Raw genomic sequence first — 26,174 nt, forward strand, 5'->3', positions numbered from 1 at the left:
CGAGAAAACATCCGGTGACCCGATGGTTACTCTGAATCAAAAACGCCACACTCTCCGTTATCGGAGAATGCAGCGCTTTTTAATGAATCAGTGGTGCCCCCGACAGGATTCGAACCCGTGACCCCCTGATTACAAATCAGGTATAGTAGTGTTGAAAAACAAAGATAAATAGGAGGCATGCGCCATTTATGCGCCATTTCCGAAGACTGAGGCGGCAATCTTGTCCATCGCTGCGGTGTGGCTTTCGCTCGGAAACATATGTCCGTATCGGCTCATTGTTACAGCCAGAGACGAATGCCCCGCGAAGGTTTGAATCGTCTTCGGCTGCAGCCCCGCTTCAATCCATGTTGATATCGCAAAGTGCCGAAGCGCATGCCATCCGAATGGTTTAAACTTTCTGCCTTGCGTCTCGGCGACGGACTCCAGCAACGGGCGGAAATTGCGTTTTAGCATGTTGCCATGTTGCACGTAGCCGCCCTTGGTGTCTGGAAACACTAAATCGCCATCGCGTGCGAACTTCGACCGGATCCGCCACGCCTTCAATTCCGTTGCGATGGTTGCGGCGAGCGGTATCTTGCGAATGCCAGCTTCCGACTTCGTTGTGTCCATGTTCCCGTAGACATCGACGCGGGAGTCAACGGTGACTTCGCGGGCATCAAAATCAATCTTGTTCCACGTCAAAGCGTGCATTTCAGATGCCCGCAATCCGGATGCTGCGGCAAATTTGATTTTGAGTGCAAAATTCACATCCGCCGCCTTGATAACGGCGGCCAGCGCATTCTTGGTGGGCGGCACAACCTTTTTGGAGCCTTCGCCACGCTTGCCAGTCACGCGGACAGTTGCGGCCGGATTGGCAGCCATCATATCTTTCGAAACAGCGTAGGTGAGGGCGCGTGAAAGGCTACCGAGGATGCGGCGCGTTGTGACGACACCAACGCCAGCATCTCGAAGGCGATCGCGCAAATCGCTGATCGTGCGTGCCGTGCACTGGGAGAGCTTTACGGCGCCGATGCCGCCATCAAATGAAATCGCGCGACCCGGCTGTGGCGCTACATAATTGAGCAACTGGGCCTTCGTCGTTTTGTAGTAGTGCTCAGTTACATGCTCCCCGCGATCGCGCCTCGCGACAAGATCATTAAGGTAGTCAGTAACGGCATCCTCCACGGATTTGGTCGCCGCCTCGTGGCGGTACGTGCCGCCGACGATCTGCCCTTCGACTTCAACCCGGCGCGCGTCGGCATCCCGTTTCTTTTCGAATTGCTGTTTGCGCCTGGCGCCGGCGGCGTCGGTGTAGGCGAGAACCCAAGCCTCGCGTTTCTCGCCTTTGCCGGTTGTCCATCTTCGTTTGGTAATTGTCGCCACGGTGTGACCTCCTGATTTCATGGATCATGAAATCATGGCGCACGGACTCGCGCAAGGCGACCTTGACATATTTGTAAGATGGATTTACAAGTGTAGGCATAGTAACCCACCAAGGACAATCGCACTTTTCGAAAAACATGTCAACCCCAGGAGAAGAAAAAAATGAAAGCAGCAAACGACAACGCCATCATCGTCGGTGATCTGCTCGTCGGCGCGCCGGCAATAGCCAAGTTTCTCGGCGTCACACAGCGCCAGGTTTATCGGCTGACCTATGACGGGCTGGTGCCGCACTTCAAATTGGGGGGCAGTGTCTCGGCCCGCCGTTCAACGTTGGCGAAGTGGCTGGCGGAGCAGGAAGCCGCGGCATGAGCAAGCTCCCATTTCCATTTGACCCGACCGCCGACGTTTATTGGGTGCCGTCCGAACTTTTGGAATGTGTTCGCGCCCAACAGGAGGAGCGCGACAAACGCATGCGAATTTTCGATGACGGGCAGGTTGTTGACCTGGCGGCCTATCGAAACGATCGGCGATTACGAGCCGACTTAAAGAGGCTAACCGCCTAACCAACCACACCACCACAACCACCAACCGCCGGCATGGTGCCGGCGGCGCGCATTGTTGCGCCGAAAGGAAATTCAAATGAAACTTCTATACTGCCACCGGATTGCCGATCCAGGGCGGAAAAATTGTGTCGCATTTATCGATGTGGAGTTGAACGAGCATATCAGGCTTTGCGGCATCCGGGTTTTCCGAAAAGCGGACGGATCACATTATATAGCAGCGCCCCAGGCCGGAACGCGACGGACGGCGACTTTTTCGAGGGAGATGTCTGAACGGCTTACCGCGCTTGCTGTCGATGCGCTGGGGGCTGTCCGGTGAGTGGCGAGCATACGGGCGGGCAACCCAAAAAGATCAATTCACTTGATCAGTTTCAACTCTGCTTATTTGCTTCCAAGGATACGCGCCTCACGGCTTGCGATCTGGCGGTGCTGGCCGAGATTACTGACAGATTCATCAAGGACGATGGAGTCACGCGGGCAACGGGCGTTACGCACCTCGTTCGCGAAACGGGCCGCAATTCAAAGGCAATCAAGGCTTCCCGCAAGCGGTTGCTTCAACATCACTATCTACAGGTGGGTGCGAACTTCCAGGGGGCCACCGGCACCGCGTACATTCCGAATTTTGCATGGTCCATCGCGGCGGCAGATGCGGTCCGCAAAGAGGTTGACCACCGCAAAAAAATCAGGCGATCACGTAAACGTAGTGGGGGCCGCCCCACCCCCACTAAGAAGGAAAACTTTGTGGGGGCCTCCACACCCCCACAAAGCGCTTTAGTGGGGGCCTCTACAGCCCCACTTCGTGAATTAGTGGGGGTGCCAGGTACCCCCCAAACCTACGTAGAACCTACGGTTCCCTACGTTGGTGGGGCTTCCCCCCCCGCTTTATGTCTTACGACAACGCGGGGTGAGCCCCCCGTTGAATGGAAAATTATAGACAGCAGCGTTGATGGCGAAGCAGGTGAAAAGTGGCTGAATCTGAAGCTGAAGAACAATGCCGGCGACTTAGATGAGGCAGGTATCTGTCTTGAGTCGAACGATCCATCTAGGCAGGCTGACGGTCAGAAGGCTTTAGCGCGCCTGACCAGTTTGATGGATGAGGGTATCCAAGGCAGCGAGGATCTTCACGGCTTGTGGGTTGTTTTTGATGCTCAGTGCGAAATCCAACCGGCACCTGATTGTGCGTAACGGTTACGAAAAACCAAGTTGGGCTTCTGTAACCGATAGGGGGGCAACATGGGACGCGGATTGAGTAAGCTGCAAACCGATATTCTGGAAGCCCTGCCGGCACTGACGGAAGGGATGGACTGCCAGGAGGCGCCAACGCGGGTTGAACTTGTCATGGCGCTGGGCCTTGCCGAAACCGAATCAAACCGAGTCGCGGTGTCGCGGGCGGTATCGCGGTTATACAAGCGCGGCCTGATCCTGCATGTCTGGGGGATTGGTCATAGATATAGTTTCACAAAATTAATGCTCGCCCGCGGCCGCACCGGATACGCGCGCGCAACGCCTGAGCAGGTGCTGGCCTTCAAGGCGCGGCAAAGGGAGTTTTTTGAACGACAAGGATTCACACCAGGCGCTTAACACAATCGCGCATTGCGGCCACCCCCCCCGGCCATCGGAGCCCCATAACACCCCCGGCAGGCCATGCGGGTCAAAACTCCCGGTAATGGCCTACCGACAGAATTTTTCAGCTCGGCAACACCGTCCGCACGGCGGGAAACCGGCATTTTGATGGTGTTGCCGGTGTTGCCGGTGTTGCCGCGCTATCCGGCGGGCAGGGGAATTGCTTAAGCAGATCGAGCCAGGGCACGGGGCAAGAGATGGCAAACGGGGTGAGGGCGACTATACCCCGTTGTATCGCGAGGACGCGGCACGTGACGCAGGCATGTCCAAGCATCAACAGGTCCAGGCCGTGCGGCTGGCCACAAATCCACACAGCCGCCCGACAGCACGATTGCCAGCCCGCCGTGGCACAATCACCCATGCCGCGCACAAACGCCCACCAGCGGGCCGCTGTGACGGCGGGGCAGATATTATGCACATAATAAATCTAATTGCAATAGACCGTATTGACAAATTTGTAAGATTCAACTAATTTGATAATTGCAACCAGCCCGACACGCCGCCGGTACCGTCCGGCAAAAACCTGCACCTACTTCGGACCTGCAAACAACATGGCATTTAAAACAGACGAAAGGTGGACTCCGTCCACATACCGCGCTGCGCTCGACGCATGGCGCGCCGCCGCACCGACCACCGATTCAAAAATTACGCCCCGGAAAGCTAAAACAACCACACCGCGGCACGCGGCCTTAGCATGTAGTGTGCGCAGTTTACTGGCCTGGCGAGAGATAGCGCAGCGCGCGGAGTCGAGTTGGACACTGGCCGCTGACAACGACAACGAGCCTGACGAAATGGAACCGGAAGGCAGGCGCGCACCGGTGACGCTTGACCGCAAGATGGAAATGCGACCGCGTACCAGCGAAATGGAGCCCGCGCTTGATGGCGTTGTGTTCGCAGAGCTGCGGCACGCCAAGCGTGGTGGCGGCGGTGAAGTTGACCTCGTGCCTGTCGGTGGACGTATCGAATACGGCCCGATCGGCAAGCGATTCAAATCAAAATCCCGGTGCCTGGTGCGCATGGGCGATTATATATTTTCCAATGGCGAAGCCGAGGAACCGGCAACCGTCCGCACTGACAAAGGCGTCCGCATGGGCGCAGTCCGCGTGCCGCTTGGCGGTATAGTGCGGTTAGGTGAATACCGTCCGATAGAGCGGTACGGCGCGCCGAAAGGCGCTGCGGCAAACGACAACACGCCGGAAACAGTGGGAACAAGCCAGACTGCAAGCCCGGCGGCTTTCGATTTTGCCGATCCGGTTGAGGATGCGGAGTACGCCGCGCACTTGCGCGAGGTCGTAGGAGCGCAAACGGCCAGCATTCTTGATATTGCCGTTTCGTCTTCAGGTTTTGGTGACGTGGGCCGGCGTCTCGGTTATATCGGCAAATCAGCCGAGCGCCACGGCCAGCAGGCGGTTTTAGATGCTTGTGCGGCGCTCGACGCGGCATTGGCGGCCTAGAGCGTCCCCTTTTCGCAAGTTGCGCGGTTTACAATAGGAGGCGGCGTTCAACAGACGCCCGGCCCGCTGGCGTTTCTTGCAGGTCCGCTGGCGTGCATCGGCGGTGATCTCGCGAAAGATCGCCGCCGCATCCATTTTTTGGCGGTTTATATAGGGGCTGACTTGCCAAAACTCAGCCGCTCCTTACGGGGCGGTATTTTTATTCAAGGAATCGGTGGGTTCGTGGGTCTTCGCCCCCCCCCCGGTCAGCCGGTTGAGTGTCTGGCGTCACTCCCGGCGAAGTTCACGGAATCGGCCGTTCGAAATTCCTCGAATTGCCGGTCAGTCGGCCGAGTGCCTCGCGTCGCTCGCCGACACAGTTTGAATGACAGCCGTTCCTAATTTGGGAGCGGCTGTTTCTATTTTTTAATCAACATAACCGGAATCATTCAATGCACTTCACCGTCGCCACGCTGGCCCGGTCGCTGGCTGTCGACGAGTCGACGGTCCGGACCTGGGTCCAAATCTCAAAAAGCATTCGCCCAATTTCGCGCCGTGTCGGCGGTAAGCGGGTTTTCGACACCGACGACACGCTCGCAATCGCAATGGCGGTGTCGCTGCTCCGTCTCGGCGTTCCGGTGTCGCCCGAAGTCCTCGCGGAAATAATTCCTATCGCTTTCAGCGGCCAGCGATCTGGATCCGTCACAATCCGCAGCAATGGCGCCGCCTCCGTCACGATCGACTTGGCAGCCGCCCTCGCAACCATCAAGGAACAACCACAATGAACATCGAACAATCTGAAAAGCTGCTGAAAATGGTGGGCGGGGTCGTACCATCGGCACGATCTAAAATCAGCGCCGCCATCATGGAATCGACTGCCGCCATGGACGCACGATCGGCATCTTCAGATGCCGCCCGCGAAGACTTCCGGCTTTTTTCGGAAGGCGAACGACAACTTTTCCGCCGTTTTTCGGTTGAAAAATCTACGGGCACGGATGGCCGACCAGCTTACACCCCTGTCGAAGATCGCGGACGGGATGTGGCGGAAACCACCCGCATCGCGCACGCCGCTAGGCTCGTTTTGGACCGATGGGAAATTTGGCAGCATCGCAAAGCAGCCGCCGAGCGGGCATCGGCCGAAACCGAAAAATGGACCTTCCTGTCCGAACTTTCGCAATGGCTTGCAGACAACCGCGGCACGAAATTCAAACCCGTGAAGCCGCCAGCCGCAACGCTGACAAAGGGGCAGCACCATCAGGACGCCATTCACGAGCTGCGCGCCCGGATTGACGATATCGAAGCCCGGTCCGCGGCCATGGAAAGCGCGCCAGCACCTGTCGACGATCTGATTGGCCGGATGAATGCCGCGATCGATGCGAATGCGGCCCGTAACGAACCTGCGATGTACTTCAGCAAACGCTTTGGCTCGCCGGTCAATGTCGGCGAAGCGACCGATCATGCGTCGTCGGACGTGCATCGATTGGCCTTTGAGGCATGGGCGCTTTCCGACATCCTGAAAGCCGAAGCCGCCAAGAAAATCAGGGCAGCACATCCTGGTGGCGGGGTGTCAGACTTCGAACGGGCGGCAGAGTTGTCCGCCCTCGCTGCCGACAAGTTGGCGCTCGAGAGACTTGAGGAAGCTCATATCATCGCCGCCGCCGAAGTCGGCCAGGTCATTGGCAGGCGCCGCGATGCTGATCCTCGCGCAATTTTGGAGATTGAATAAGTATGACCGAAGACAAACAGCGTATGGCGGAAGCCGGAGCCTACGCCATCGCACGCCGCAATGTCGCCACGGCGATGGCACGCCAAGGCCGGCCGGTCGACATCGAAAACGCGCTGACATTTTTGCCCACCGACGCGCAGATCGCTGCCGCGCCGGCATCAGCGATTAAGGCTACCGCACCAGCCGCGCCACCAGCACCTGCCGCACCAGCCGCGCCGGCTCCGGCAGCGCCAGCCGCAGCAACCTGGCAAGGCGTCATCGACAAGGTGAACCGCAAGGCAGGGGCAAGCGGCAAACCAGCGGCCAGCGATGACGCGCCAGCGCCAACGGCAGCCGCAGCGGCTTGGGCGCGGGTGATCGAGGCGGCGAACGCGCGTCGGCGGGACGGGTAGCACCCCGGTGGGTCAAGTATCTTGTAACGCCCCCCGGCAGCCATGCGGCGGCGGAGGCCCGGGATCGCAGACTTTGCGTCGTGAAAAAAGAGGGTAACACAATGTTACCCAATACCGCCGTTTGGCGCAATAATATTACGCGCAACCTTGTAAACGCGGGATCGAAGCGGACCGCAAGAAACGCTGCCAGTCTGTTACCTGAACTGCGATTGAAGCGAACAGGTAACAGATTCAGGCGCGGCGAAAAGAAATTTAATCTGACAACAGGTGCCGGCAGTGTTCGGCGTCTCAAAGGAGTAAAACAATGCTCGATCTAAAAATCGCAGCGATGGAATTGGTGGTGCACCCCCCAGGCAGCAGGAATGCCGTCCTGGCTAGCTTCACTGTAAATTTGGGTCCGATCCGTATTTCGTCATGTGCCATTGTCAAAAATGAAGACGGATCAATAGGCGCGCTCATCCCCCGCTCGAGGTATGGCGGAAAGGTTGTGAAATTCCGCGATCACGACGATTTCGAAACATTCAACCAACTCGCCTTGGCCGCCTACGCGTCGCTGTTGCGCTGCAACGAACCGCGAGCAAAAACGCGGCAAGTGGAAGATGCGGTCGAGGACGCGCTCGCCCTGGCCGGCCTATGACAAGCATCACCAATAATTCAGCGGCATTAGCCGCACCGCTGGCCGCCATTCGTGCCGGCCAGCAAACCGTTGCCACCGTCATGGCAGCAACCACAACACCCGGCGAGGTTGATCGCCACATCCAAAATTTCTTGAGGGAAATCCACAATGACTGATAAAAAGACAATCCAGGTAAAGCTTTCCAAAAGCTACACGCTAGCCGGCAAGGCAACCGACACAATCGCTTTCCGCGAGCCCAAGGTTGCCGATTTGATTGTGGTTGAAAACGTCGCAAAAAGCGGCGGCCAGCATGCGATGACCGCGATTATGATGGCGCAATTGTCTGGCGCTACGCAGCCTGAAATCGCCGATTTTGGCCTGGCTGATTATGCGGCGTGCGATCGTGAAATGCGCCCTTTTCTGACGGTCGCCGAACAGGGTGGCGGCGACTGACCGCCTGGCTTTGCCGGGAACTACACACACCACTTTCCGAGATCGAAAACATGACGCCAGCGGAGGCAATTCGCTGGCGTGATGCGATCACAGAATTGCTAACGCCGGAAAGGCACTGACGTGGCCACATTAACATCTAAACTAATTCTATCTTTGGTCGACCGCGTCACAGGCCCGTCGCGTGGCATCGGCGCTTCCCTAGATAGATTGAACAACCGCGCACGACGCGCGAACGGTGCCATGCTTGGCGGCGGGTTGGGCGGCGGCGTGCGTAACCTGCTTGCCATGGGCGCGGGCTATGTCGGCGTAACAAAGGGCATTGGCGGTACGGTCGGTGCCGCCATGAAATTCGAGGAAGCTTTCGCTGACGTCCGCAAGGTAGTCAACGGCACGCCCGGCGACCTTGCGCGCATCCGGTCCGAAATTGTCGGCATGTCGAAAGTCCTGCCGGTAACGGCGGAGGGGTTCGCGTCGATCTATGCCGCGGCCGGGCAGTCGAACATTCCGATGAACGAACTCCAAAAGTTCTCGGAAATGGTGGCGAAAGTTTCGGTCGCGTGGGAAACGTCCGAGGGTGACACATCAGAATCGCTGGCAAAGATCAAAAACCAGCTTGGCTTGAATGTTAGCGAAATCGGCCTTTACGCCGATGCCATCAACCACCTCGGGAACAACACGGCGGCCGCCTCGCCGGATCTTGTCGACTTTTCCAAGCGTGTTGCCGCTAACGGCAAAATGTTTGGCTTCTCGACTACGGAAACACTCGCGTTCGGCGGCGCGATGGTTGCGTCCGGTGCACAGACTGAAGTTGCGGCAACGTCTTTCCGCAACATGGGGCGGGCGCTGACGATTGGTGAACGCGCCACCAAAAAGCAGAACACGGCATTTAAGCGGCTTGGGCTCGATAGCATCAAGACCGCCAAGTCGATGCAAAAGAACGCGCTCGGCACCACGCTTGATGTTCTGGACAAGATCGCGGCGCTTCCCGAATGGGAGCGGATCAGTATTGCCGGCGCCATGTTCGGCGACGAGGCGCGGGCACTTATGCCGGTGCTTGACGATACGCGGGAACTTCGCAGGCAGTTGGGGCTCGTTGGTAGCGAGTCGAACTTCGCCGGGTCATCGTTCAAGGAATACCTGACGCGCGCAGAAACAACCGCGAACGCCCTTAAAGTCATTGGCAACAAGTTTGCTGCGGTCGGCATTGAAATTGGCGACGGCTGGCTACCTACGATCAAGGAACTAGGGCTCGGTATCGGTGACGTTCTCGACACGCTCGGCAAGCGCGTTGGCGTTCTGGATCAGGTCAAGACTGCATTCAGCGGATTGATGACTGGCATCGGGTACGGTGGCGGTGACGGTCCGCGGGCGCTGATGAACGACCTTGGCGATTTGATATTCGGCAAGGCGTTTGGCGGCACGCTTGGCGAGGCCGACGACCGGGTGATGGGCCTGGCGAAATTGTCCAACCGCTTTCGTGGTATCGGGCGGGATTTGAAGTCGTTTTCCGACAATGTGTCGGGCGGCAACTTCGGCGCGGCTGTCACGAATATCAAAGACGCGATGTCTGGCCTTGGCGGCAATCTGTCGGCTGGTGGTATCTTGCTGATTGGCGGCGCCGGTTGGGCCTTGCTTGGTTTGTCGCGCGGGTTTGCTGCACTGGCGCTGTCGCCTATCGGCAAGATCATGATTGCCGTGACGGCGATGGGCGCTTTGATTGATGCGGCGCAAGGGGCGAATAGCCTTGGCGAGTTCGCATCAAACTTGACCGATCTATCAGCCATCCAATGGACGGCGATCGCGGCAGGCCTGTGGATGGTCGCCGGGCCGATCAGCAGGATTGGCACGGCGCTTCGGTTCATAAAAGGCGCCGGCGGCGTCGCGGCTGTTGCCGGTGGTGCTGGTACGGCTGCTGCGGGCGCCGGTACGGCCGCTGGTATTGGGCTTGGAACGGCTGCTGTGCTTGGCGCAGGCGCTGTGATCGGTACGGGGTATGTTGCAAGCGAGTTATCCAAGGACAACGCTGCAGAGGCGCGCCGCCTGGCAACACCACGCGGGGCTGAAGACGCATCGATGCTGGCATACCGGCGCGCGCAGAACGACGGCAGCCTTGACGCCGATATGGGCGATCGCAATCAACCGGCGCTTGGCGAAAGCTCGGTCGGCCTGTTCAAGCGGCTGGACAACTGGATAGTCGACAAGTTTCCGTCAATGCGCGTCAACACGGACGGCATTGCGGGCGGCCCTGACGAGGTGAGCATATCCGGCACGCCGGACGTATCGATTCCAAACCCGGTGACGACGCAGCCAAGTGGCACGCAGGATGTGCGGGTGACAAACCCAACGCCGGCGCCTGTGATCAACGTCACAGTGAACGCGACGACCAACGCCGACCCGGCGCAGATCGCACGGCAGACAACCGACGCAATCTCGGCGCAGCTTAACTCGCTTTCAAATGGCGCATATTCGGATGGGGCGAACTGATGAGAGCTAACCCGGCCCGCCGAAGCGAGCCGGGGACAGTGTTATTGGAAAAGTTCGCCCTGCGTGGGCGGTACAGTCGGATGAACCTTAAACCGTACGACCTCTGAGACACGGCCTTGGTTAATACCCAGCATGGCGGCAATATCATGTTGAGTGTAGCCCAGCCGATAGAGGGCGCGTATCCGCCCAGCCATATCTGCCGAAACCTTCGGCGACCGCCGGTTCGGTTCAATAGTAATTCTGATTTCCATTTTGGATATCAGCCTTCCTCCCTGTCTTTGTGGTTGAAGGAGAAAGCCGAGACCGGTAGTGTTACCGTGTACAGGAGGACTTAACGGTCCGACTTTCTGCAATTCCGACGCTACCCGACAGGGAAGGACGTTGGCCTTGCCATAGAGGTCCGGTTGGGCTGCAACCAAACCGGACCTCATTGTTTTTTCAAACAACAACATGAATCTGGCAGATTATACCCCCAACCTGCAAGAAAAACCGGCCCGGGGCGTTCGCGTCGAACCGGGATCCTGGGGATAACCGGCGGTTCGGCAAGACAGCACCTACTCTATTTGGAGTTTGAACCGTGCCCGAAAATCAATCAATAAACCTATCCACGTTCGGCGGCGCGCTTCGGCACGGCTTTAGGATAACCGCGCACTGTGCGCCGTGCGGCACGCACCGCGACCTTGATCTTTCACGATATCCGCAGGATCAGGTTTTCGTTGGCCGTCGGTTCCGTTGCGCCAAGTGCGGCGCGGTCGGTTCGATCAGCATAAGCCAAGCTGTGACAGGCGGTGACGGCCATCTGCCAACGCTTGAACAGTGGCGGAAACGGTAATAGCGGCCCGCAACTCACGCGCCGCCAGCAATTGCTAAGGTTATTGCTTTGACAAATTTGTAAACGCTATAATACTTCTTGAATACGTTATTGCTTTGACAAATTTGTAAACTGTATAGCTTTGCAAAAACATCGTACAAAATTGCTTTTCCTTGTTTTTGTTGTTGACTCCATTTCGAATTGCTGTTTTCATTACCTCACAAACAACGGGGTAACCGGAAATGCAAAATCTAGTTGAGAGAACGAGCGCAGCCATCCAGGCAGTTCATTCGGCAACCAAGCCGAGCGACTATGCCGACCTGGAAGCCATCGCCGACGAAGCTGCAGCCATGCGGCCCGTAACGCCGGCAGATGCGCTGATGCTGGCCGCTATGCTTTCGGGGGAAATTGATCGGGACGGCCCGCATGGCCGCATGGAAAAACTAGCGGAATCGCTAGTTGACTTTTTGGAGCGGACCGCAGGGATTGATCGGCGCGATTATGGATTTGAATATTACGCGGGGCCGCCACTAGCAAATTAAGAACGCGACGGCGGTGGCACCACAACAGGGAACCAGCCTTGCGGGGCTTCACCAACCCCACCCACCGCCGCCAGCGCGCCGATCGCAAAAAAGCGGGGCGCGCTCTCCCCTGGCGGACGCTAGGGGGTAGATCCTGGCACCGACCACCAATCGTTGCCGGGCACCACGAGGAGACTACCAATGCCTCCCGCCGCTTTGTTGCGGCGGGAGGGGAGAAATTCCGCCGGGTGGATAGGGTGCCCGGCGGATACCCCAGGCCGGCCGATCGCCATGCGCAACCCGTGGAACACCTGCCGGCCTGGGGGATTGATTCTTTGAATAGATAGAAATGAGGGCTTTATGCGCCATCCATGCGCCACGGAATCCCGGCTAACCTCAAGAAAGCCCGGAAAACATGGTAACTCTGGTTAAGCTTGTGGCGCACAAAAAACCCGCCGGATTAGGGCGGGTTTCCGTGTAAGCTGTTGTATTAGCTAGATAATGAATGGTGCCCCCGGCAGGATTCGAACCCGCGACCCCCTGATTACAAATCAGGTGCTCTACCAACTGAGCTACAAGGGCAGCGCCGATGCCGATAGCATATTGGGCGCATCTGTAAAGCAAAAACAATGTGATTGGTGAATGATCCGCCGTTACGGCGGGTAGCGACGGCCAGAAACAACCCGATGCAGCGTTGAAAACGGTTGCGCCCGCCTCATCGCCAGTTACTGCAATAGCACTCCCTAGAGTCGGATATGGGAGTGACCTGACCGCATAGGTGATGGCTCTGGGCCCGGGTCAGACATCATGGCCCCGGTGGCATGATCGTCCGACGCCCACAGGGCGCTACCCGGATATCGCCTCGGCAGTGATCAGCCGCGCGGTTTTCCCGTCAGGAATTGCTGTGCGGCATAAAGCGCGATCGCGGTGGCGTTGGAGACGTTGAGCGACTTGATGGCGCCGGGCATTTCCAGCCGCACCAGCGTGTCGACTGTTTCGTGGGTCTTTTGCCGCAGGCCCTTGCCCTCTGCGCCCAGCACCAGTGCGATCTTGGTGCCCGAAAGGCCAGTCTCGATCGGCGAGGGGCCTTCCGAATCAAGTCCGACGGTCACAAAACCCTGTGCCTTGATCTCTTCGATCGCTGCCGCCAGGTTGCGAACCTCGATATGGTCGATCATTTCCAGTGCGCCGGAAGCCGATTTGGCCAGCACACCCGATTCCTGCGGGCTATGGCGTTGGGTGGTGACAAGCGCCCCTGCGCCAAACGCTACCGCCGAACGCATGATCGCGCCGACATTGTGCGGATCGGTAACCTGGTCGAGAATCACCAGCAAATTTGTATCGCTGAGCGCCGACAGGGCGCGCGGCTTGAGCGGCGCCGTTTCCAACAGCACGCCCTGATGCACCGCGTCATCGCCAAGCAGAAGATCAATGTCCTGCGGTGTGACAAGTTCGAGTGGGTAGGGCAGGGCCGCATCCTCGGCGATCTCCAGCCGTATCAGCGCATTGCGGGTGGCCTTGAGGCTGGTGATACGCCGCGAGGGATTGTCGAGCGCAGCGCGCACTGTGTGCAGACCATACAGGTAGATGGTGTCGGGGGCGACACGATCCGCATAAAGCGAGCCCTTGCGCGCGGGCAGGTCGCGCTTGCTGCGCGGTTGCGCCGGTGGCAATCCCTGTTGATCGCGCTTGGCGTCGCGGTGGGCGCGGCGCAGCTTGGCATAATGGGTATCGCGGTTGGAACCGTCCGCGCCGGCATCGTCATCTTTGCTCATGGTGCGCTTATACCCCAATTGAAGCGGGGCGCAATTGGCGACCAACCGGTGAGCCACTCAGCGGCCCCACCATCAGCCCAGCCATCAGTCTAACCGGCGGCATTGCGGCGGTTTTCGCAACGCTGTTTTGCAGGTGGCACGGATGTGGTGCGAGCGGCCCGTGAAGAACTGTCGGTTTTTGTCACCATCCGTGTTGACACGGCAACCGCGCGCCGTCATAACGCCGACCGCGGAGCAGGTGTTTCTAACCAGTCACTTGGCCCGCGAAGCCCGAACGTTTCGGGTGTCCATCTTGGATGCATGACCCTGACGGTTGGACCGGAGGAATGCCCGAGTGGTTAAAGGGGACGGACTGTAAATCCGTTGGCTTCGCCTACGTTGGTTCAAATCCAACTTCCTCCACCACCGTCGCGGGGTCGTGAATGCGGGTATAGCTCAATGGTAGAGCAGCAGCCTTCCAAGCTGAATACGAGGGTTCGATTCCCTCTACCCGCTCCAGATATTTCGTGAATTTGCAAATCATTTCAATGGCCTCGCATAGACGAGCTAAGGTTCACGGGTGAATTGATCGCGGAATGAGCGGCCCAGTCATTTCCTGATCTATGTCGCCCCGCCTGTTTTGGGGAGCAAAGCCCAGCAGTCGTTGCGCAACGGCTGCCCGTCCACATTCGGACAATCAGAAAGTCTGGCCGCCACATGATCAAATCAATTGTTGAATGCGGCTTTGCCCTGCGCCTGCTGGCATATTTTGTGTCTACCGTCCTTGTCGTTTCTGCAACAAGTGCGCAAGACCAGACGCAGCAGTGGCTGTGCGAACAGAAATGTCTTGATGCGAATGACGCCGCAATCTTGTCGTGCCGCGCCGACGAGGAGAAGCAGTGGCAAGCGCTGGATCCGCAGGGGTCGGGTGCGCCGGAGGCGTCTGGAAAACGACGTCAGGAGAAGGCACCCGGGGTCTATATTACGGAAGAGGATGCCTATGACGATATTTGCCCAGGTTCTCAGGGGCAGGCAGTTCTCAGCCAATGTCTGGAAGCATGCGAAGCCGGCTGACTGACACGGCTGGGCACCGACCCGTCAACCTTGCCTTTGCAGTGTTTGGCGATGAACGCGTGTCAGCAAGCGGTGTTGCCCCATTCCGGGGGGGGGGGCTTGCAGCCCTGTTTACCCGGATACGGACAAGGCTCCACTGCCAAAATATGCCATTATTCCGCCAATCACCACCATTGCCGTCCCAATGATATAGGGCCAGTTGCCGGGCATGTGGACTGTGCCGGGCTCGCTCAAATTCGCTAAAATGGCGTGCTGACTGTCGCGCTCGAAATTGTAATTCGCAGTCGCAAGCAATGTGTCGCCGTGGTGCAATGTGCCGTTGGGCCCGGTAAATTCGAAGGTTGGCTGATAGGAGGTTGTGATGGTGTTCTCGTTCTGGGTGGTCGTCTCTTTGATATCGACCACCGTGCCCGTCACGCGGACCGCATTCTTCCGGAATTGGTGGACATTCATGATCTGTCTTAGCCCCAGAAACAAAATACCGATTGGAAACACGACAAACAGAGCGAATATCAAGGCGGTAAGCCAGATCGGTGTCTCTTCCAAAGGTTAGTTCCTTGTGTCTGGTGCAAAATATGATTGCAAGCCGCTTACAGCGCTCAAAATGCTGCTTAAAACTGTTTCGCTTTGACGCGGGCCGCCGAATGCAACGGGCACCTGTCCGAATTTCTCGCAAGGTGGATCAGCCGGGACAAATAAGCAATTGCGACGGTGGAGACGGTTGCTCCGGAACCCGGATCATGCCGATTTGGGCATGATACACGCAGGGCGAATCGCGGCCGCTTCTTCCGGCTACCAGGTTTTTCGGCCTCGGTCTGGTTTGCTGAATGAGCCTTTTTACAGCCATTTGCGCGGGTTTCCCGCGTTCCAGTCGTCGCGATTTGGGCTTGCGAAACCAGAACGAAACCCTTATGTCGCGTTAACTTCTCGCGGGGCCCGGTTCAAAACTGCCGGATCCACAGTCTGCCAACAGAATTACAGGATACAGGACGATGGCAAAGGGTAAGTTCGAGCGCAATAAGCCGCATGTTAACATCGGCACGATTGGTCACGTTGACCACGGCAAGACGTCCTTGACGGCTGCGATCACCAAGTATTTTGGTGATTACAAGGCCTATGAGCAGATTGACGCTGCGCCTGAAGAGAAGGCCCGCGGCATCACCATTTCGACCTCGCACGTCGAATATGAAACCGAAGCCCGCCACTACGCCCACGTCGATTGCCCCGGTCACGCCGACTATGTGAAGAACATGATCACCGGCGCCGCGCAGATGGACGGCGCGATCCTGGTTGTCTCGGCTGCCGACGGCCCGATGCCCCAGACCCGCGAGCACATCCTGCTTGCCCGTCAGGTTGGCGTTCCGTCGCTGGTTGTCTTCCTCAACAAGGTCGACCAGGTTGACGACGAAGAACTTCTCGAACTCGTCGAAATGGAAGTTCGCGAACTGCTGTCGTCCTATGACTTCCCGGGCGACGATATTCCGATCATCAAGGGTTCGGCGCTTGTCGCACTCAACGATGGCGACAAGGCCCAGGGCGAAGATGCGATCCGCGCGCTGATGGCTGCCGTTGACGAATACATCCCGACGCCAGAGCGTCCGATCGACCAGCCGTTCCTGATGCCGATCGAGGATGTGTTCTCGATCTCCGGTCGTGGCACGGTTGTCACCGGCCGCGTCGAGCGTGGCGTTGTCAAGGTTGGCGAGGAAATCGAGATCGTCGGTATCCGCGACACCCAGAAGACGGTCTGCACCGGCGTTGAAATGTTCCGCAAGCTGCTCGATCAGGGCCAGGCCGGCGACAACATCGGCGCACTGCTTCGCGGCATTGGCCGTGAGGACGTCGAGCGTGGCCAGATCCTGTGCAAGCCGGGTTCGGTCAAGCCGCACACCAAGTTCAAGGCAGAAGCCTACATTCTGACCAAGGAAGAGGGTGGCCGTCATACGCCGTTCTTTACCAACTACCGTCCGCAGTTCTACTTCCGCACGACCGACGTGACGGGTGTGGTGACACTGCCGGAAGGTACCGAAATGGTGATGCCGGGCGACAATATCTCGGCTGACGTGACGCTGATCGTGCCGATCGCGATGGAAGAGAAGCTCCGCTTCGCCATCCGCGAAGGCGGCCGCACCGTTGGTGCCGGCATCGTCGCTTCGATCATCGAGTAATCGCTGGTCTTCAGGCGATAATTCAATCCGACAAAACGCGGGCTTCGGCCCGCGTTTTGCGTTTTAGCGGTGGTGGACGTGTGTCTCTGAAGGCCGCAAGAACATCTGTTGACTGCAAAGGGGTAGGGGCCACTTGGCAGTCGGTGCGGCTGCAAAGGTCCAACCCGCAGTCTGATCTGGACAAGTGCCTGCATGGTTGGGTACGCGGTGCCGCGGTTTGCGTCAGGCGGCCGTGGTTCCTGCCGTTATTCGGGCTTTGAAGCGTCTCCCGACTATGCCGCAGACCTTGCGCCCTATCTCCATTCCGCCTCGACGGAGCGGCTAATCTCCGGAAAATTCTGTCAGATCACCCATGGGGTGCGGATCATCGCCAGTTCTGTCAGCCACCCCATCAGCGGATTTTCGGCATTCCTCTTCGAGGTCTTTAACCCGGAGATGATCCGCTCCTATGCGGCGCCGATCGGGAAAAAGCGCGACACCATCATCGGCAATGATGTCTGGCTCGTTTTCGAATCGATGGTGATGCCGGGTGTGCGAATCGGCAATGGCGCCATCATCGCCGTCCGCATCGTGGTCGCCGCCGCTGTCACCGATTACCCCATCGTTGGCGGCACCCCCCGTTCGGCTGACCCGTACTCGCTTCGTCCCTGAGAACGTCCGTCGCCTGCTTGGCCTCGCCTGGTGGGACTGGGACATGTCGCGAATCGGCCGCCATGTCGACGCCATCACTGGCGCCGATATAGATGTGGTGGAGTACGCGGTCTGGCTTTGTCGCCCGGTCTTCATTCAGTAGACAAAAGCCGGGAGACGGCGGGCAGGGGCGTCGTATCCCCCTGCATACCCGGCTCCAGAGCCGCCGTTGTGCTCCCGGGTGGCGGCCGGCTGCGGCATCACAGCCGCAACGGTCGCCGGGCTTTGTGCAGAAAAACACTGCGCAGCTCTCTTAGCCGTCACTTCTTCCTTGCATTCCCCGTGCGTTTGACGCTATCAGAGCCGCCACCGGCCTAGGGGTATAGCTCAGTTGGTAGAGCGACGGTCTCCAAAACCGTAGGTCGCAGGTTCGAGTCCTGCTGCCCCTGCCAGTCCGGTGGCGTCGACTACCGCGTTAGCGGAACACAACCCGGCAGCACGTCCGGGAGCAAAGAATGGGCCAGTTGAATGGCTCGCAGTTAAAAAAGACCGCGACCCCCTTGTGATTTGGGGAGCCGGGCTTTATGTAGGACGTTAACAGACACGCGGTGCGTGGAGCTGGCATACCGGCTTTACGCGCCGTATAAGCGTGGATAGATAATGGCATCCAAGACAAATCCGTTTACATTCATTCAGCAGGTTCGGGCTGAGGCGGCGAAAGTGAAGTGGCCGTCGCGCCGCGAGACCTCGATCTCGACGATCATGGTTCTCGTAATGGTGTTGCTCGCCTCGATTTTCTTTTTTGCAGCCGATCAGGCTATGGGCTGGGCGATTTCGCTTATCCTGAATATCGGCGCCTGAGGCGAGGAACACGATGACTGCACGCTGGTATATTGTCCACGCCTATTCAAATTTTGAAAAGAAGGTCGCGGATTCGATTGAAGAGCAGGCGCGCCAGAAGGGCTTGAGCCATCTGTTCGAGAAAATTCTGGTGCCCGTCGAGAAGGTTGTTGAAGTGCGCCGCGGCCGCAAGGTCGATGCCGAACGGAAGTTTTTCCCGGGCTATGTGCTGGTGCGCGCCGATCTGACCGACGAGGCGTTTCACCTGATCAAGAACACCCCGAAGGTGACCGGGTTCCTGGGTAGTGATTCCAAGCCGGTGCCGATTCCGGATTCGGAAGCCGACCGCATCCTGATGCAGGTTCAGGAAGGCGTCGAGCGGCCCAAGCCGTCGATTGCGTTCGAGATTGGCGAGCAGGTGAGGGTGTCCGATGGTCCCTTTGCTTCGTTCAATGGCACGGTTCAGGAAGTCGACGAGGAGCGTTCGCGTCTCAAGGTCGAGGTTTCCATTTTCGGTCGGGCTACCCCGGTCGAGCTCGAATACAGTCAGGTCGAGAAGGTCTGACCAGCATTTTCCTGGCCCGCGCGATCTGCAAGGATTGCGCGGGCCGGGTTTTGCATTGCCAGCTTGGTTGGTGATGCATCCGCGTGGGAGGTGAGTGGACTTTAGCCGGTCCGGCGATCCGCACCACGCAACCGCAGCCGCCGGAAAACTCCGGCATCAAGGCTATGCGCAAGCATCGCCGCAACGAAAGGCAGAGAGAATATGGCTAAGAAAGTTGCAGGCCAGCTCAAGCTGCAGGTTCCGGCCGGATCGGCGACACCGTCGCCTCCGATTGGCCCGGCACTTGGTCAGCGTGGCATCAACATCATGGAATTCTGTAAGGCGTTCAATGCCGCCACGCAGGAGATGGAAAAGGGCATGCCGATTCCGGTCGTCATTACCTACTACCAGGACAAGTCCTTCACCTTCGTGATGAAGCAGCCTCCGGTTACCTACTTCATCAAGAAGGAAGCCAAGCTCAAGTCCGGTTCCAAATTGCCGGGCAAGGAGAGTGCTGGTTCGATCACGCGTGCCCAGGTCCGCACGATCGCCGAAGCAAAGATGAAGGATCTTAACGCCGCCGACATCGAAGGCGCGATGGCTATGGTCGAGGGCTCCGCCCGCTCCATGGGCCTGGAAGTGACGGGATAAGACCATGGCCAAGATTGCTAAGCGTATGCAGAAGGTCAACGAAGGTGTTGACCGCAACAAATATTACGCCCTCGGCGAAGCTGTTTCGATGATCAAGGAACGCGCCGTCGCAAAGTTTGACGAGACCATTGAAATCTCGATGAACCTGGGTGTTGATCCGCGTCACGCCGACCAGATGGTCCGCGGCGTCGTCAACCTGCCCAACGGCACCGGCCGTGACGTTCGCGTCGCTGTTTTTGCCCGCGGCGAAAAGGCCGATGAAGCCAAGGCTGCCGGTGCTGATATCGTCGGCGCCGAAGAACTGGTCGAGATCGTCCAGGGCGGCACCATCGATTTCGATCGCTGCATTGCCACACCGGACATGATGCCGCTGGTCGGTCGTCTCGGCAAGGTTCTCGGCCCGCGTGGCATGATGCCGAACCCCAAGGTTGGCACGGTTACCGCCGATGTCGCCGGCGCCGTCAAGGCGTCCAAGGGCGGCGCCGTCGAGTTTCGCGTCGAAAAGGCAGGCATCATCCATGCCGGCGTCGGCAAGGCCTCGTTTGGCGTTGAGCAGATCGAAGAAAACATCCGCGCTTTCGCCGATGCCGTCATCAAGGCAAAACCGGCTGGCGCCAAGGGCAACTACCTCAAGCGCATGGCCGTTTCATCGACCATGGGCCCGGGTGTCAAGGTCGATCCGTCGTCGCTTAGCGCCGACTGATTGTTGGAATTCTGAAAACCGGAGAGGTCCTCCGGTTTTCTTCAGTTTCCGGCCTTCGGGCCGGAAAGGTCCGGGGATCTCCCCGGGCTCCCTGTCCGAGATTGCAGGTGGTATGCCCTAACCGGCCTACCTTAATTTAGTAACCTGCATGAGACGGGTAAGTTCCGTTTTCGGGAGCGAATGCTCCTTACGGTTCGAACCTCGCTTGCCTTGTGCCGCTGCCGCTGTTCGGTATCGGCGTAAGGGGACAGGATCCTCAAGCGTCGCTTGTGGGTTCGTTATGAATCCCTGGCGGCAAAGGCAAACCCGGCAGGTGGTGCTTGCATCATCTGTCAACTGGAGAAACGCAGTGGATAGAGCGGAAAAACGCGAATTCGTCGCGGAACTGAACGGTGTTTTCACCAACGCCGGTTCGGTTGTCGTGGCCCACTACGCCGGTCTTACGGTTGCGCAAATGAACGACCTTCGGTCGCGCATGCGCACAGCCGGAGGCACCGTCAAGGTCGCGAAGAACCGCCTTGCCAAGATCGCTCTTCAGGGCACGGAGTCAGAAGGGGTCAGTGACCTTTTCATCGGCCAGACGCTCATCGCCTACAGCGATGATCCGGTGACCGCTCCGAAAATCGCCGTCGAGTTCACCAAGGTCAGCGATAAGCTGGTTATTCTTGGTGGCGCGATGGGGGCGACAACTCTCGATGCTGATGGAGTCAAGGCGCTAGCCACGATGCCATCACTGGACGAGTTGCGCGCGAAACTGGTCGGCATGATTCAGACGCCGGCAACGCGCATCGCCCAGATCGTCAACGCACCCGCAGGTGCTGTGGCGCGCGTCATTGGCGCTTATGCCCGGAAGGACGAAGCCGCGTAAGGCGGAACTTCGCTGTGAACTTAGATCAACACCGGTTCGAACCGAATACAAGGAAGTAAGAAAATGGCTGATCTCGCCAAAATCGTGGAAGACCTTTCCAACCTGACCGTCCTGGAAGCCGCTGAGCTGTCCAAGATGCTTGAAGAAAAGTGGGGCGTTTCTGCCGCTGCTCCTGTGGCTGTTGCTGCAGCTGGCGGCGCTGGCGCTCCTGCTGAAGCCGCTGAAGAGAAGACTGAATTTGACGTGGTCCTGGCCGATATCGGCGCCAACAAGATCAACGTCATCAAGGAAGTCCGCGCTATCACCGGTCTCGGCCTCAAGGAAGCCAAGGATCTGGTCGAGGCAGCTCCGAAGGCTGTCAAGGAAGCCATCTCCAAGGGTGAAGCTGAAGACATCAAGAAGAAGCTTGAAGACGCCGGCGCTAAGGTCGAAATCAAGTAATTCAATATCGCGTCCGGGGGCGGGGCTGCCTCTTCCCCGGACGCAATTTGTCGCTGAACGGATTACCCAAAAGCCTGAAAACGGCTTTTGGGTAATGGGTTCTTCAAAAGGATAGTCTCGACCCAGACTGCAAGGCACTCCGGCCGCGCCGCTCTGGGAATGAGACGAGATTGAACGAATTCATTTATATGACGGAGTCGCTTGGCCAGCGGCGATCGTCTGTTGCAGGCCCGGATGCAAATTGACAAGGAGCGACGATGGCTCAGACCCTTTCCTTCAATGGTCGCAGGCGCGTACGCAAGTTCTTCGGAAAAATCCCGGAAGTGGCGGAAATGCCGAACCTCATCGAGGTTCAGAAGGCATCTTACGACCAGTTCCTGATGGTGGACGAGCCGCAAGGCGGTCGTCTGGACGAAGGACTGCAGGCAGTATTCAAATCGGTGTTTCCGATTTCCGACTTTTCCGGCAGTGCGATGCTGGAATTCGTCTCCTACGAGTTCGAATCGCCGAAATTCGACGTTGAGGAATGCCGTCAGCGCGATCTGACCTACGCAGCGCCGCTCAAGGTGACGCTGCGGCTTATCGTGTTTGATATCGACGAAGATACCGGCGCCAAGTCGATCAAGGACATCAAGGAACAGAATGTCTACATGGGCGACATGCCGCTCATGACGGACAACGGCACCTTTGTCGTCAATGGTACCGAACGTGTCATCGTCTCCCAGATGCACCGGTCGCCGGGCGTGTTCTTCGACCACGACAAGGGCAAGAGCCACTCCTCGGGCAAGCTCTTGTTCGCTGCGCGTGTCATTCCCTACCGCGGCTCCTGGCTCGATATCGAATTTGACGCCAAGGACATCGTCCACGCCCGTATCGACCGTCGCCGCAAGATTCCGGCAACATCGCTGCTGATGGCGCTCGGCATGGACGCCGAAGAAATCCTGTCGACCTTCTACACCCATTCCGTCTATGCGAAGGATGGTGAAGGCTGGCGGATTCCGTTCCATCCGGAGACCCTGAAGGGCACCAAGGCGCAGGCCGACCTGATCGATGCCGACAGCGGCGAAGTCGTTGTCGAATCCGGCAAGAAGATGACCCCGCGCCTGTTGCGCCAGCTCACCGAGAAGGGCGTCAATTTCATCAAGGCGTCCGACGAGGATCTGTATGGCTCCTACCTGGCCGAAGACATCGTCAATCCCCAGACCGGTGAGGTGTTCCTCGAAGCTGGCGACGAGATCGACGAAAAGACTCTTCCGGTTCTGGCCGAAGCCGGTGTCACCGAAATCCCGGTACTCGACATCGATCACATCAATGTCGGCGCCTATATCCGCAACACTCTTGCTGCCGACAAGAATGAAGGCCGCCAGGACGCGCTGTTCGACATCTACCGCGTGATGCGTCCGGGTGAGCCACCAACCATCGATTCGGCGGAAGCGATGTTCAATTCGCTGTTCTTTGATTCGGAACGCTACGATCTGTCGGCTGTTGGTCGCGTCAAGATGAACATGCGTCTTGATCTCGACGCCGAGGACACCGTGCGCGTGTTGCGCAAGGACGACATTCTAGCTGTGGTCAAGACACTCGTTGCACTGCGTGACGGCAAGGGCGAAATCGACGACATCGACAACCTCGGCAACCGCCGGGTGCGTTCGGTCGGCGAACTGATGGAAAATCAGTACCGTCTCGGCCTGCTGCGCATGGAGCGCGCCATCAAGGAGCGCATGTCGTCGATCGAAATTGACACCGTGATGCCGCAGGACCTGATCAACGCCAAGCCGGCAGCTGCTGCCGTGCGTGAATTCTTCGGCTCCTCGCAGCTGTCGCAGTTCATGGACCAGGTCAACCCGCTCTCCGAGATCACCCACAAGCGCCGCCTTTCGGCGCTTGGACCTGGCGGTCTGACACGCGAACGCGCCGGCTTCGAAGTGCGCGACGTGCACCCGACGCATTACGGCCGAATCTGCCCGATTGAAACGCCGGAAGGCCCGAACATCGGTCTGATCAACTCGCTGGCAACCTTCGCCCGGGTCAACAAGTACGGCTTCATCGAAAGCCCGTACCGCAAGATCAAGGACGGCAAGGTCACCACGGAAGTGATCTATCTTTCGGCCATGGAAGAGGCGAAGTACTTCGTCGCTCAGGCCAATGCCGAACTCGCTGAAGACGGCTCGCTTGTCAACGAGTTCATCGTCTGCCGCCATTCCGGCGACGTGATGATGACCCCGCGCGACAACATCGACCTGATGGACGTGTCACCACGCCAGCTGGTGTCGGTGGCTGCTGCCCTGATCCCGTTCCTGGAAAACGATGACGCCAACCGCGCCTTGATGGGCTCGAACATGCAGCGTCAGGCGGTTCCGTTGGTCCGCGCCGAGGCTCCGTTCGTGGGCACCGGCATGGAGCCGATCGTGGCCCGTGACTCCGGCGCCGCCATTGCCGCACGTCGCGGCGGTGTTGTTGACCAGGTCGATGCGACCCGTATCGTTATCCGCGCCACCGAGGAAATGGAAGCCTCGCGGTCGGGTGTCGACATCTACCGGCTGCAGAAGTTCCAGCGTTCCAACCAGAACACCTGCATCAACCAGCGTCCGCTGGTGACTGTGGGTGACCTGATCAACAAGGGCGATATCATCGCCGACGGTCCGTCGACCGATCTTGGTGATCTGGCGCTTGGCCGCAACGTGCTCGTCGCGTTCATGCCCTGGAATGGCTATAACTACGAGGACTCGATCCTTCTCTCCGAGCGCATCGTCTCTGATGATGTGTTTACCTCCATCCACATCGACGAGTTCGAGGTGATGGCGCGTGACACCAAGCTTGGGCCGGAAGAAATCACCCGTGATATCCCCAACGTTTCGGAAGAAGCGCTGAGGAACCTCGATGAGGCGGGCATTGTCTATATCGGCGCCGAAGTGGCACCGGGCGACATTCTGGTCGGCAAGATCACACCGAAGGGCGAAAGCCCGATGACGCCGGAAGAGAAGCTTCTGCGCGCCATCTTCGGTGAGAAGGCCTCCGACGTCCGGGACACCTCGATGCGGATGCCGCCGGGAACCTACGGCACCATCGTCGAAGTTCGCGTTTTCAATCGCCACGGCGTTGAAAAGGACGAGCGTGCGATGGCCATCGAGCGCGAGGAAATCGAGCGTCTGGCCAAGGACCGCGACGACGAACAGGCCATTCTTGACCGTAACGTCTATGGCCGTCTGTCGGACATGCTCAATGGCAAGGTGGCAATCGCCGGGCCGAAGGGCTTCAAGAAGGGTGCGGAAGTCAACCAGGAGACCATCTCCGACTATCCGCGTTCGCAATGGTGGACGTTTGCCGTTGAAGACGAAGCGCTGCAGGGCGAAATCGAAGCGCTGCGGGCCCAGTACGACGATTCCAAGAAGCTGCTCGAAGCTCGCTTCATGGACAAGGTCGAAAAGGTCCAGCGTGGCGACGAACTGCCGCCAGGCGTCATGAAGATGGTCAAGGTTTTTGTTGCCGTGAAGCGCAAGCTTCAGCCAGGCGACAAGATGGCTGGCCGTCACGGCAACAAGGGTGTGGTTTCCCGCATTCTGCCTTGCGAAGACATGCCGTTCCTCGAAGACGGAACTCACGTCGACATCGTGCTCAACCCGTTGGGCGTGCCATCGCGGATGAACGTCGGACAGATCCTTGAAACCCACCTTGGGTGGGCTTGCGCCGGTATGGGCAAGAAGATCGGTGCCATGCTCGATGCGTATAACGAAGGCGGTGATATCCAGCCGCTGCGTGACACCATCGACAGCGTCATCGGTACTGGTCCGAAGGGCGAGCCGATCAAGCAGTACGATGATCCGTCAATTGTCCGTCTGGCTGAACAGACACGCCGCGGCGTGTCGATCGCAACGCCGGTGTTCGACGGTGCGGTTGAGGCTGACATCAACATCATGCTTGCTCAGGCAGGTCTCGATGTTTCAGGTCAGTCGACGGTCTATGATGGGCGTACAGGCGAAACCTTCGACCGTCCGGTGACCGTGGGCTACATCTACATGCTCAAGCTCAACCACTTGGTCGACGACAAGATCCATGCTCGTTCGATCGGTCCGTACTCGCTCGTTACCCAGCAGCCGCTGGGCGGCAAGGCCCAGTTCGGTGGTCAGCGCTTCGGGGAAATGGAAGTCTGGGCGCTGGAAGCCTATGGTGCCGCCTACACCCTGCAGGAAATGCTGACCGTCAAGTCCGATGACGTGGCCGGCCGCACCAAGGTCTATGAGGCGATCGTCCGAGGCGATGACACCTTCGAGGCCGGTATTCCGGAGAGCTTTAACGTTCTCGTCAAGGAAATGCGGTCGCTTGGCCTCAATGTCGAGCTGGAATCGAACAAGATCGACGGTATCGCCGAGCCGGATGAACTGCCGGACGCGGCTGAATAAAGCCTGGAAGGCGCGAGGGGCAGATCGTCCCTCGCGCCATATCCTTCCCGCTTTCAGTGCGGGCGGGAGATGACGCTCGCTTCTATCGCGGGCACACACGAATTTCAGGCGATGGCCTGT

The 26,174-nt window shown here is 58.4% G+C and carries 26 protein-coding genes and 5 tRNA genes; 25 read left to right on the top strand and 6 right to left on the bottom strand.

Annotated elements, in window-relative coordinates; translation table 11 throughout:
• Positions 1-91 precede the first annotated feature (91 nt).
• A tRNA-Ser gene (locus tag ACK6D9_RS12160) sits at positions 92-213 on the bottom strand.
• Positions 187-1,362, bottom strand: coding sequence for a tyrosine-type recombinase/integrase (locus tag ACK6D9_RS12165; RefSeq protein WP_412048723.1), 1,176 nt, complete (start codon positions 1,360-1,362; stop codon positions 187-189). Before ACK6D9_RS12165 ends, ACK6D9_RS12160 begins: the two co-directional genes overlap by 27 nt.
• 162 nt (positions 1,363-1,524) lie before the next feature.
• On the opposite strand from ACK6D9_RS12165, the gene ACK6D9_RS12170 reads away from it, so the two are divergent.
• The 11 genes from ACK6D9_RS12170 to ACK6D9_RS12220 all read left to right on the top strand — a co-directional run bounded on the left by ACK6D9_RS12170 (position 1,525) and on the right by ACK6D9_RS12220 (position 10,649).
• Complete coding sequence (locus ACK6D9_RS12170) at positions 1,525-1,731, top strand: helix-turn-helix transcriptional regulator (RefSeq protein WP_412048724.1); 207 nt, start codon at positions 1,525-1,527, stop codon at positions 1,729-1,731.
• Positions 1,728-1,925 carry a hypothetical protein gene (locus ACK6D9_RS12175; RefSeq protein WP_412048725.1) on the top strand — a complete coding sequence of 66 codons (198 nt, stop codon included), beginning with the start codon at positions 1,728-1,730 and terminating at the stop codon, positions 1,923-1,925. Before ACK6D9_RS12170 ends, ACK6D9_RS12175 begins: the two co-directional genes overlap by 4 nt.
• A 312-nt stretch (positions 1,926-2,237) precedes the next feature.
• Positions 2,238-3,107, top strand: coding sequence for a hypothetical protein (locus ACK6D9_RS12180; protein ID WP_412048726.1), 870 nt, complete (start codon positions 2,238-2,240; stop codon positions 3,105-3,107).
• Positions 3,108-3,167: 60 nt separating this feature from the next.
• Positions 3,168-3,503, top strand: a complete 336-nt coding sequence (locus ACK6D9_RS12185) for a hypothetical protein (protein ID WP_412048727.1) — start codon at positions 3,168-3,170, stop codon at positions 3,501-3,503.
• Between the two features lie 833 nt (positions 3,504-4,336).
• Positions 4,337-4,999 (top strand): hypothetical protein, encoded by a 663-nt coding sequence (locus tag ACK6D9_RS12190; protein WP_412048728.1) that lies wholly within the window; start codon positions 4,337-4,339, stop codon positions 4,997-4,999.
• Between the two features lie 431 nt (positions 5,000-5,430).
• On the top strand, positions 5,431-5,763 hold the full coding sequence (locus ACK6D9_RS12195; protein WP_412048729.1) for a MerR family transcriptional regulator: 333 nt from the start codon (positions 5,431-5,433) through the stop codon (positions 5,761-5,763).
• Entirely contained in the window at positions 5,760-6,704 is a 945-nt protein-coding gene (locus ACK6D9_RS12200) for a hypothetical protein (protein WP_412048730.1), read from the top strand. The genes ACK6D9_RS12195 and ACK6D9_RS12200 overlap by 4 nt, the downstream gene beginning before the upstream one ends.
• Positions 6,705-6,706: 2 nt before the next feature.
• On the top strand, positions 6,707-7,096 hold the full coding sequence (locus ACK6D9_RS12205; protein WP_412048731.1) for a hypothetical protein: 390 nt from the start codon (positions 6,707-6,709) through the stop codon (positions 7,094-7,096).
• Positions 7,097-7,400: 304 nt separating this feature from the next.
• Positions 7,401-7,733 (top strand): hypothetical protein, encoded by a 333-nt coding sequence (locus ACK6D9_RS12210; RefSeq protein WP_412048732.1) that lies wholly within the window; start codon positions 7,401-7,403, stop codon positions 7,731-7,733.
• A 147-nt stretch (positions 7,734-7,880) separates the two neighbouring features.
• A complete protein-coding gene (locus ACK6D9_RS12215; protein ID WP_412048733.1) occupies positions 7,881-8,165 on the top strand; it encodes a phage tail assembly protein in 285 nt (94 codons plus the stop codon).
• Positions 8,166-8,405: 240 nt separating this feature from the next.
• Positions 8,406-10,649: a phage tail tape measure protein gene (locus ACK6D9_RS12220; RefSeq protein ID WP_412048734.1), complete on the top strand. Its 2,244-nt coding sequence runs from the start codon at positions 8,406-8,408 to the stop codon at positions 10,647-10,649.
• Positions 10,650-10,690: 41 nt separating this feature from the next.
• Here the strand turns inward: ACK6D9_RS12220 and ACK6D9_RS12225 are convergent, their stop codons facing one another.
• Entirely contained in the window at positions 10,691-10,900 is a 210-nt protein-coding gene (locus ACK6D9_RS12225) for a hypothetical protein (RefSeq protein ID WP_412048735.1), read from the bottom strand.
• Between the two features lie 802 nt (positions 10,901-11,702).
• On the opposite strand from ACK6D9_RS12225, the gene ACK6D9_RS12230 reads away from it, so the two are divergent.
• Positions 11,703-12,002 carry a hypothetical protein gene (locus ACK6D9_RS12230; protein WP_412048736.1) on the top strand — a complete coding sequence of 100 codons (300 nt, stop codon included), beginning with the start codon at positions 11,703-11,705 and terminating at the stop codon, positions 12,000-12,002.
• Positions 12,003-12,487: 485 nt separating this feature from the next.
• Here the strand turns inward: ACK6D9_RS12230 and ACK6D9_RS12235 are convergent.
• Positions 12,488-12,563: transfer RNA gene (locus ACK6D9_RS12235), tRNA-Thr, on the bottom strand.
• A 290-nt stretch (positions 12,564-12,853) separates the two neighbouring features.
• On the bottom strand, positions 12,854-13,756 hold the full coding sequence (rlmB, locus tag ACK6D9_RS12240) for a 23S rRNA (guanosine(2251)-2'-O)-methyltransferase RlmB (protein WP_412048737.1): 903 nt from the start codon (positions 13,754-13,756) through the stop codon (positions 12,854-12,856).
• A gap of 320 nt (positions 13,757-14,076) precedes the next feature.
• Between rlmB and ACK6D9_RS12245 the strand changes: the two genes are divergently transcribed.
• The 3 genes from ACK6D9_RS12245 to ACK6D9_RS12255 all read left to right on the top strand — a co-directional run bounded on the left by ACK6D9_RS12245 (position 14,077) and on the right by ACK6D9_RS12255 (position 14,809).
• Positions 14,077-14,161 (top strand) — tRNA-Tyr (locus ACK6D9_RS12245).
• 19 nt (positions 14,162-14,180) lie between these two features.
• Positions 14,181-14,254: transfer RNA gene (locus ACK6D9_RS12250), tRNA-Gly, on the top strand.
• Between the two features lie 198 nt (positions 14,255-14,452).
• Positions 14,453-14,809, top strand: a complete 357-nt coding sequence (locus ACK6D9_RS12255) for a hypothetical protein (protein WP_412048738.1) — start codon at positions 14,453-14,455, stop codon at positions 14,807-14,809.
• A 111-nt stretch (positions 14,810-14,920) separates the two neighbouring features.
• On the opposite strand, the gene ACK6D9_RS12260 is transcribed toward ACK6D9_RS12255, so the two are convergent.
• Positions 14,921-15,355, bottom strand: a complete 435-nt coding sequence (locus tag ACK6D9_RS12260; RefSeq protein WP_412048739.1) for a DUF3592 domain-containing protein — start codon at positions 15,353-15,355, stop codon at positions 14,921-14,923.
• A 446-nt stretch (positions 15,356-15,801) separates the two neighbouring features.
• Between ACK6D9_RS12260 and tuf the strand changes: the two genes are divergently transcribed.
• From tuf to rpoB, 10 genes are all read left to right on the top strand, one after another.
• Entirely contained in the window at positions 15,802-16,977 is a 1,176-nt protein-coding gene (gene tuf, locus ACK6D9_RS12265) for an elongation factor Tu (RefSeq protein ID WP_412048740.1), read from the top strand.
• Positions 16,978-17,169: 192 nt separating this feature from the next.
• Positions 17,170-17,628 carry a hypothetical protein gene (locus tag ACK6D9_RS12270; protein ID WP_412048741.1) on the top strand — a complete coding sequence of 153 codons (459 nt, stop codon included), beginning with the start codon at positions 17,170-17,172 and terminating at the stop codon, positions 17,626-17,628.
• Between the two features lie 355 nt (positions 17,629-17,983).
• Positions 17,984-18,059: transfer RNA gene (locus ACK6D9_RS12275), tRNA-Trp, on the top strand.
• 208 nt (positions 18,060-18,267) lie between these two features.
• Entirely contained in the window at positions 18,268-18,468 is a 201-nt protein-coding gene (gene secE / locus ACK6D9_RS12280) for a preprotein translocase subunit SecE (RefSeq protein ID WP_322989593.1), read from the top strand.
• A gap of 13 nt (positions 18,469-18,481) precedes the next feature.
• On the top strand, positions 18,482-19,012 hold the full coding sequence (gene nusG / locus ACK6D9_RS12285; RefSeq protein WP_322989594.1) for a transcription termination/antitermination protein NusG: 531 nt from the start codon (positions 18,482-18,484) through the stop codon (positions 19,010-19,012).
• Between the two features lie 201 nt (positions 19,013-19,213).
• A complete protein-coding gene (rplK, locus tag ACK6D9_RS12290; protein WP_322989595.1) occupies positions 19,214-19,642 on the top strand; it encodes a 50S ribosomal protein L11 in 429 nt (142 codons plus the stop codon).
• A 4-nt stretch (positions 19,643-19,646) separates the two neighbouring features.
• A complete protein-coding gene (gene rplA / locus ACK6D9_RS12295) occupies positions 19,647-20,345 on the top strand; it encodes a 50S ribosomal protein L1 (RefSeq protein ID WP_322989596.1) in 699 nt (232 codons plus the stop codon).
• A 349-nt stretch (positions 20,346-20,694) separates the two neighbouring features.
• Positions 20,695-21,213 carry a 50S ribosomal protein L10 gene (rplJ, locus tag ACK6D9_RS12300; protein ID WP_322989597.1) on the top strand — a complete coding sequence of 173 codons (519 nt, stop codon included), beginning with the start codon at positions 20,695-20,697 and terminating at the stop codon, positions 21,211-21,213.
• A gap of 63 nt (positions 21,214-21,276) precedes the next feature.
• Complete coding sequence (gene rplL / locus ACK6D9_RS12305) at positions 21,277-21,654, top strand: 50S ribosomal protein L7/L12 (RefSeq protein WP_322989598.1); 378 nt, start codon at positions 21,277-21,279, stop codon at positions 21,652-21,654.
• A 257-nt stretch (positions 21,655-21,911) separates the two neighbouring features.
• Positions 21,912-26,054 carry a DNA-directed RNA polymerase subunit beta gene (gene rpoB / locus ACK6D9_RS12310; RefSeq protein ID WP_412048742.1) on the top strand — a complete coding sequence of 1,381 codons (4,143 nt, stop codon included), beginning with the start codon at positions 21,912-21,914 and terminating at the stop codon, positions 26,052-26,054.
• Positions 26,055-26,174 lie beyond the last annotated feature (120 nt).

Source organism: Hoeflea sp. Naph1 (genome assembly GCF_046837775.1).
Lineage (GTDB): Bacteria > Pseudomonadota > Alphaproteobacteria > Rhizobiales > Rhizobiaceae > Hoeflea.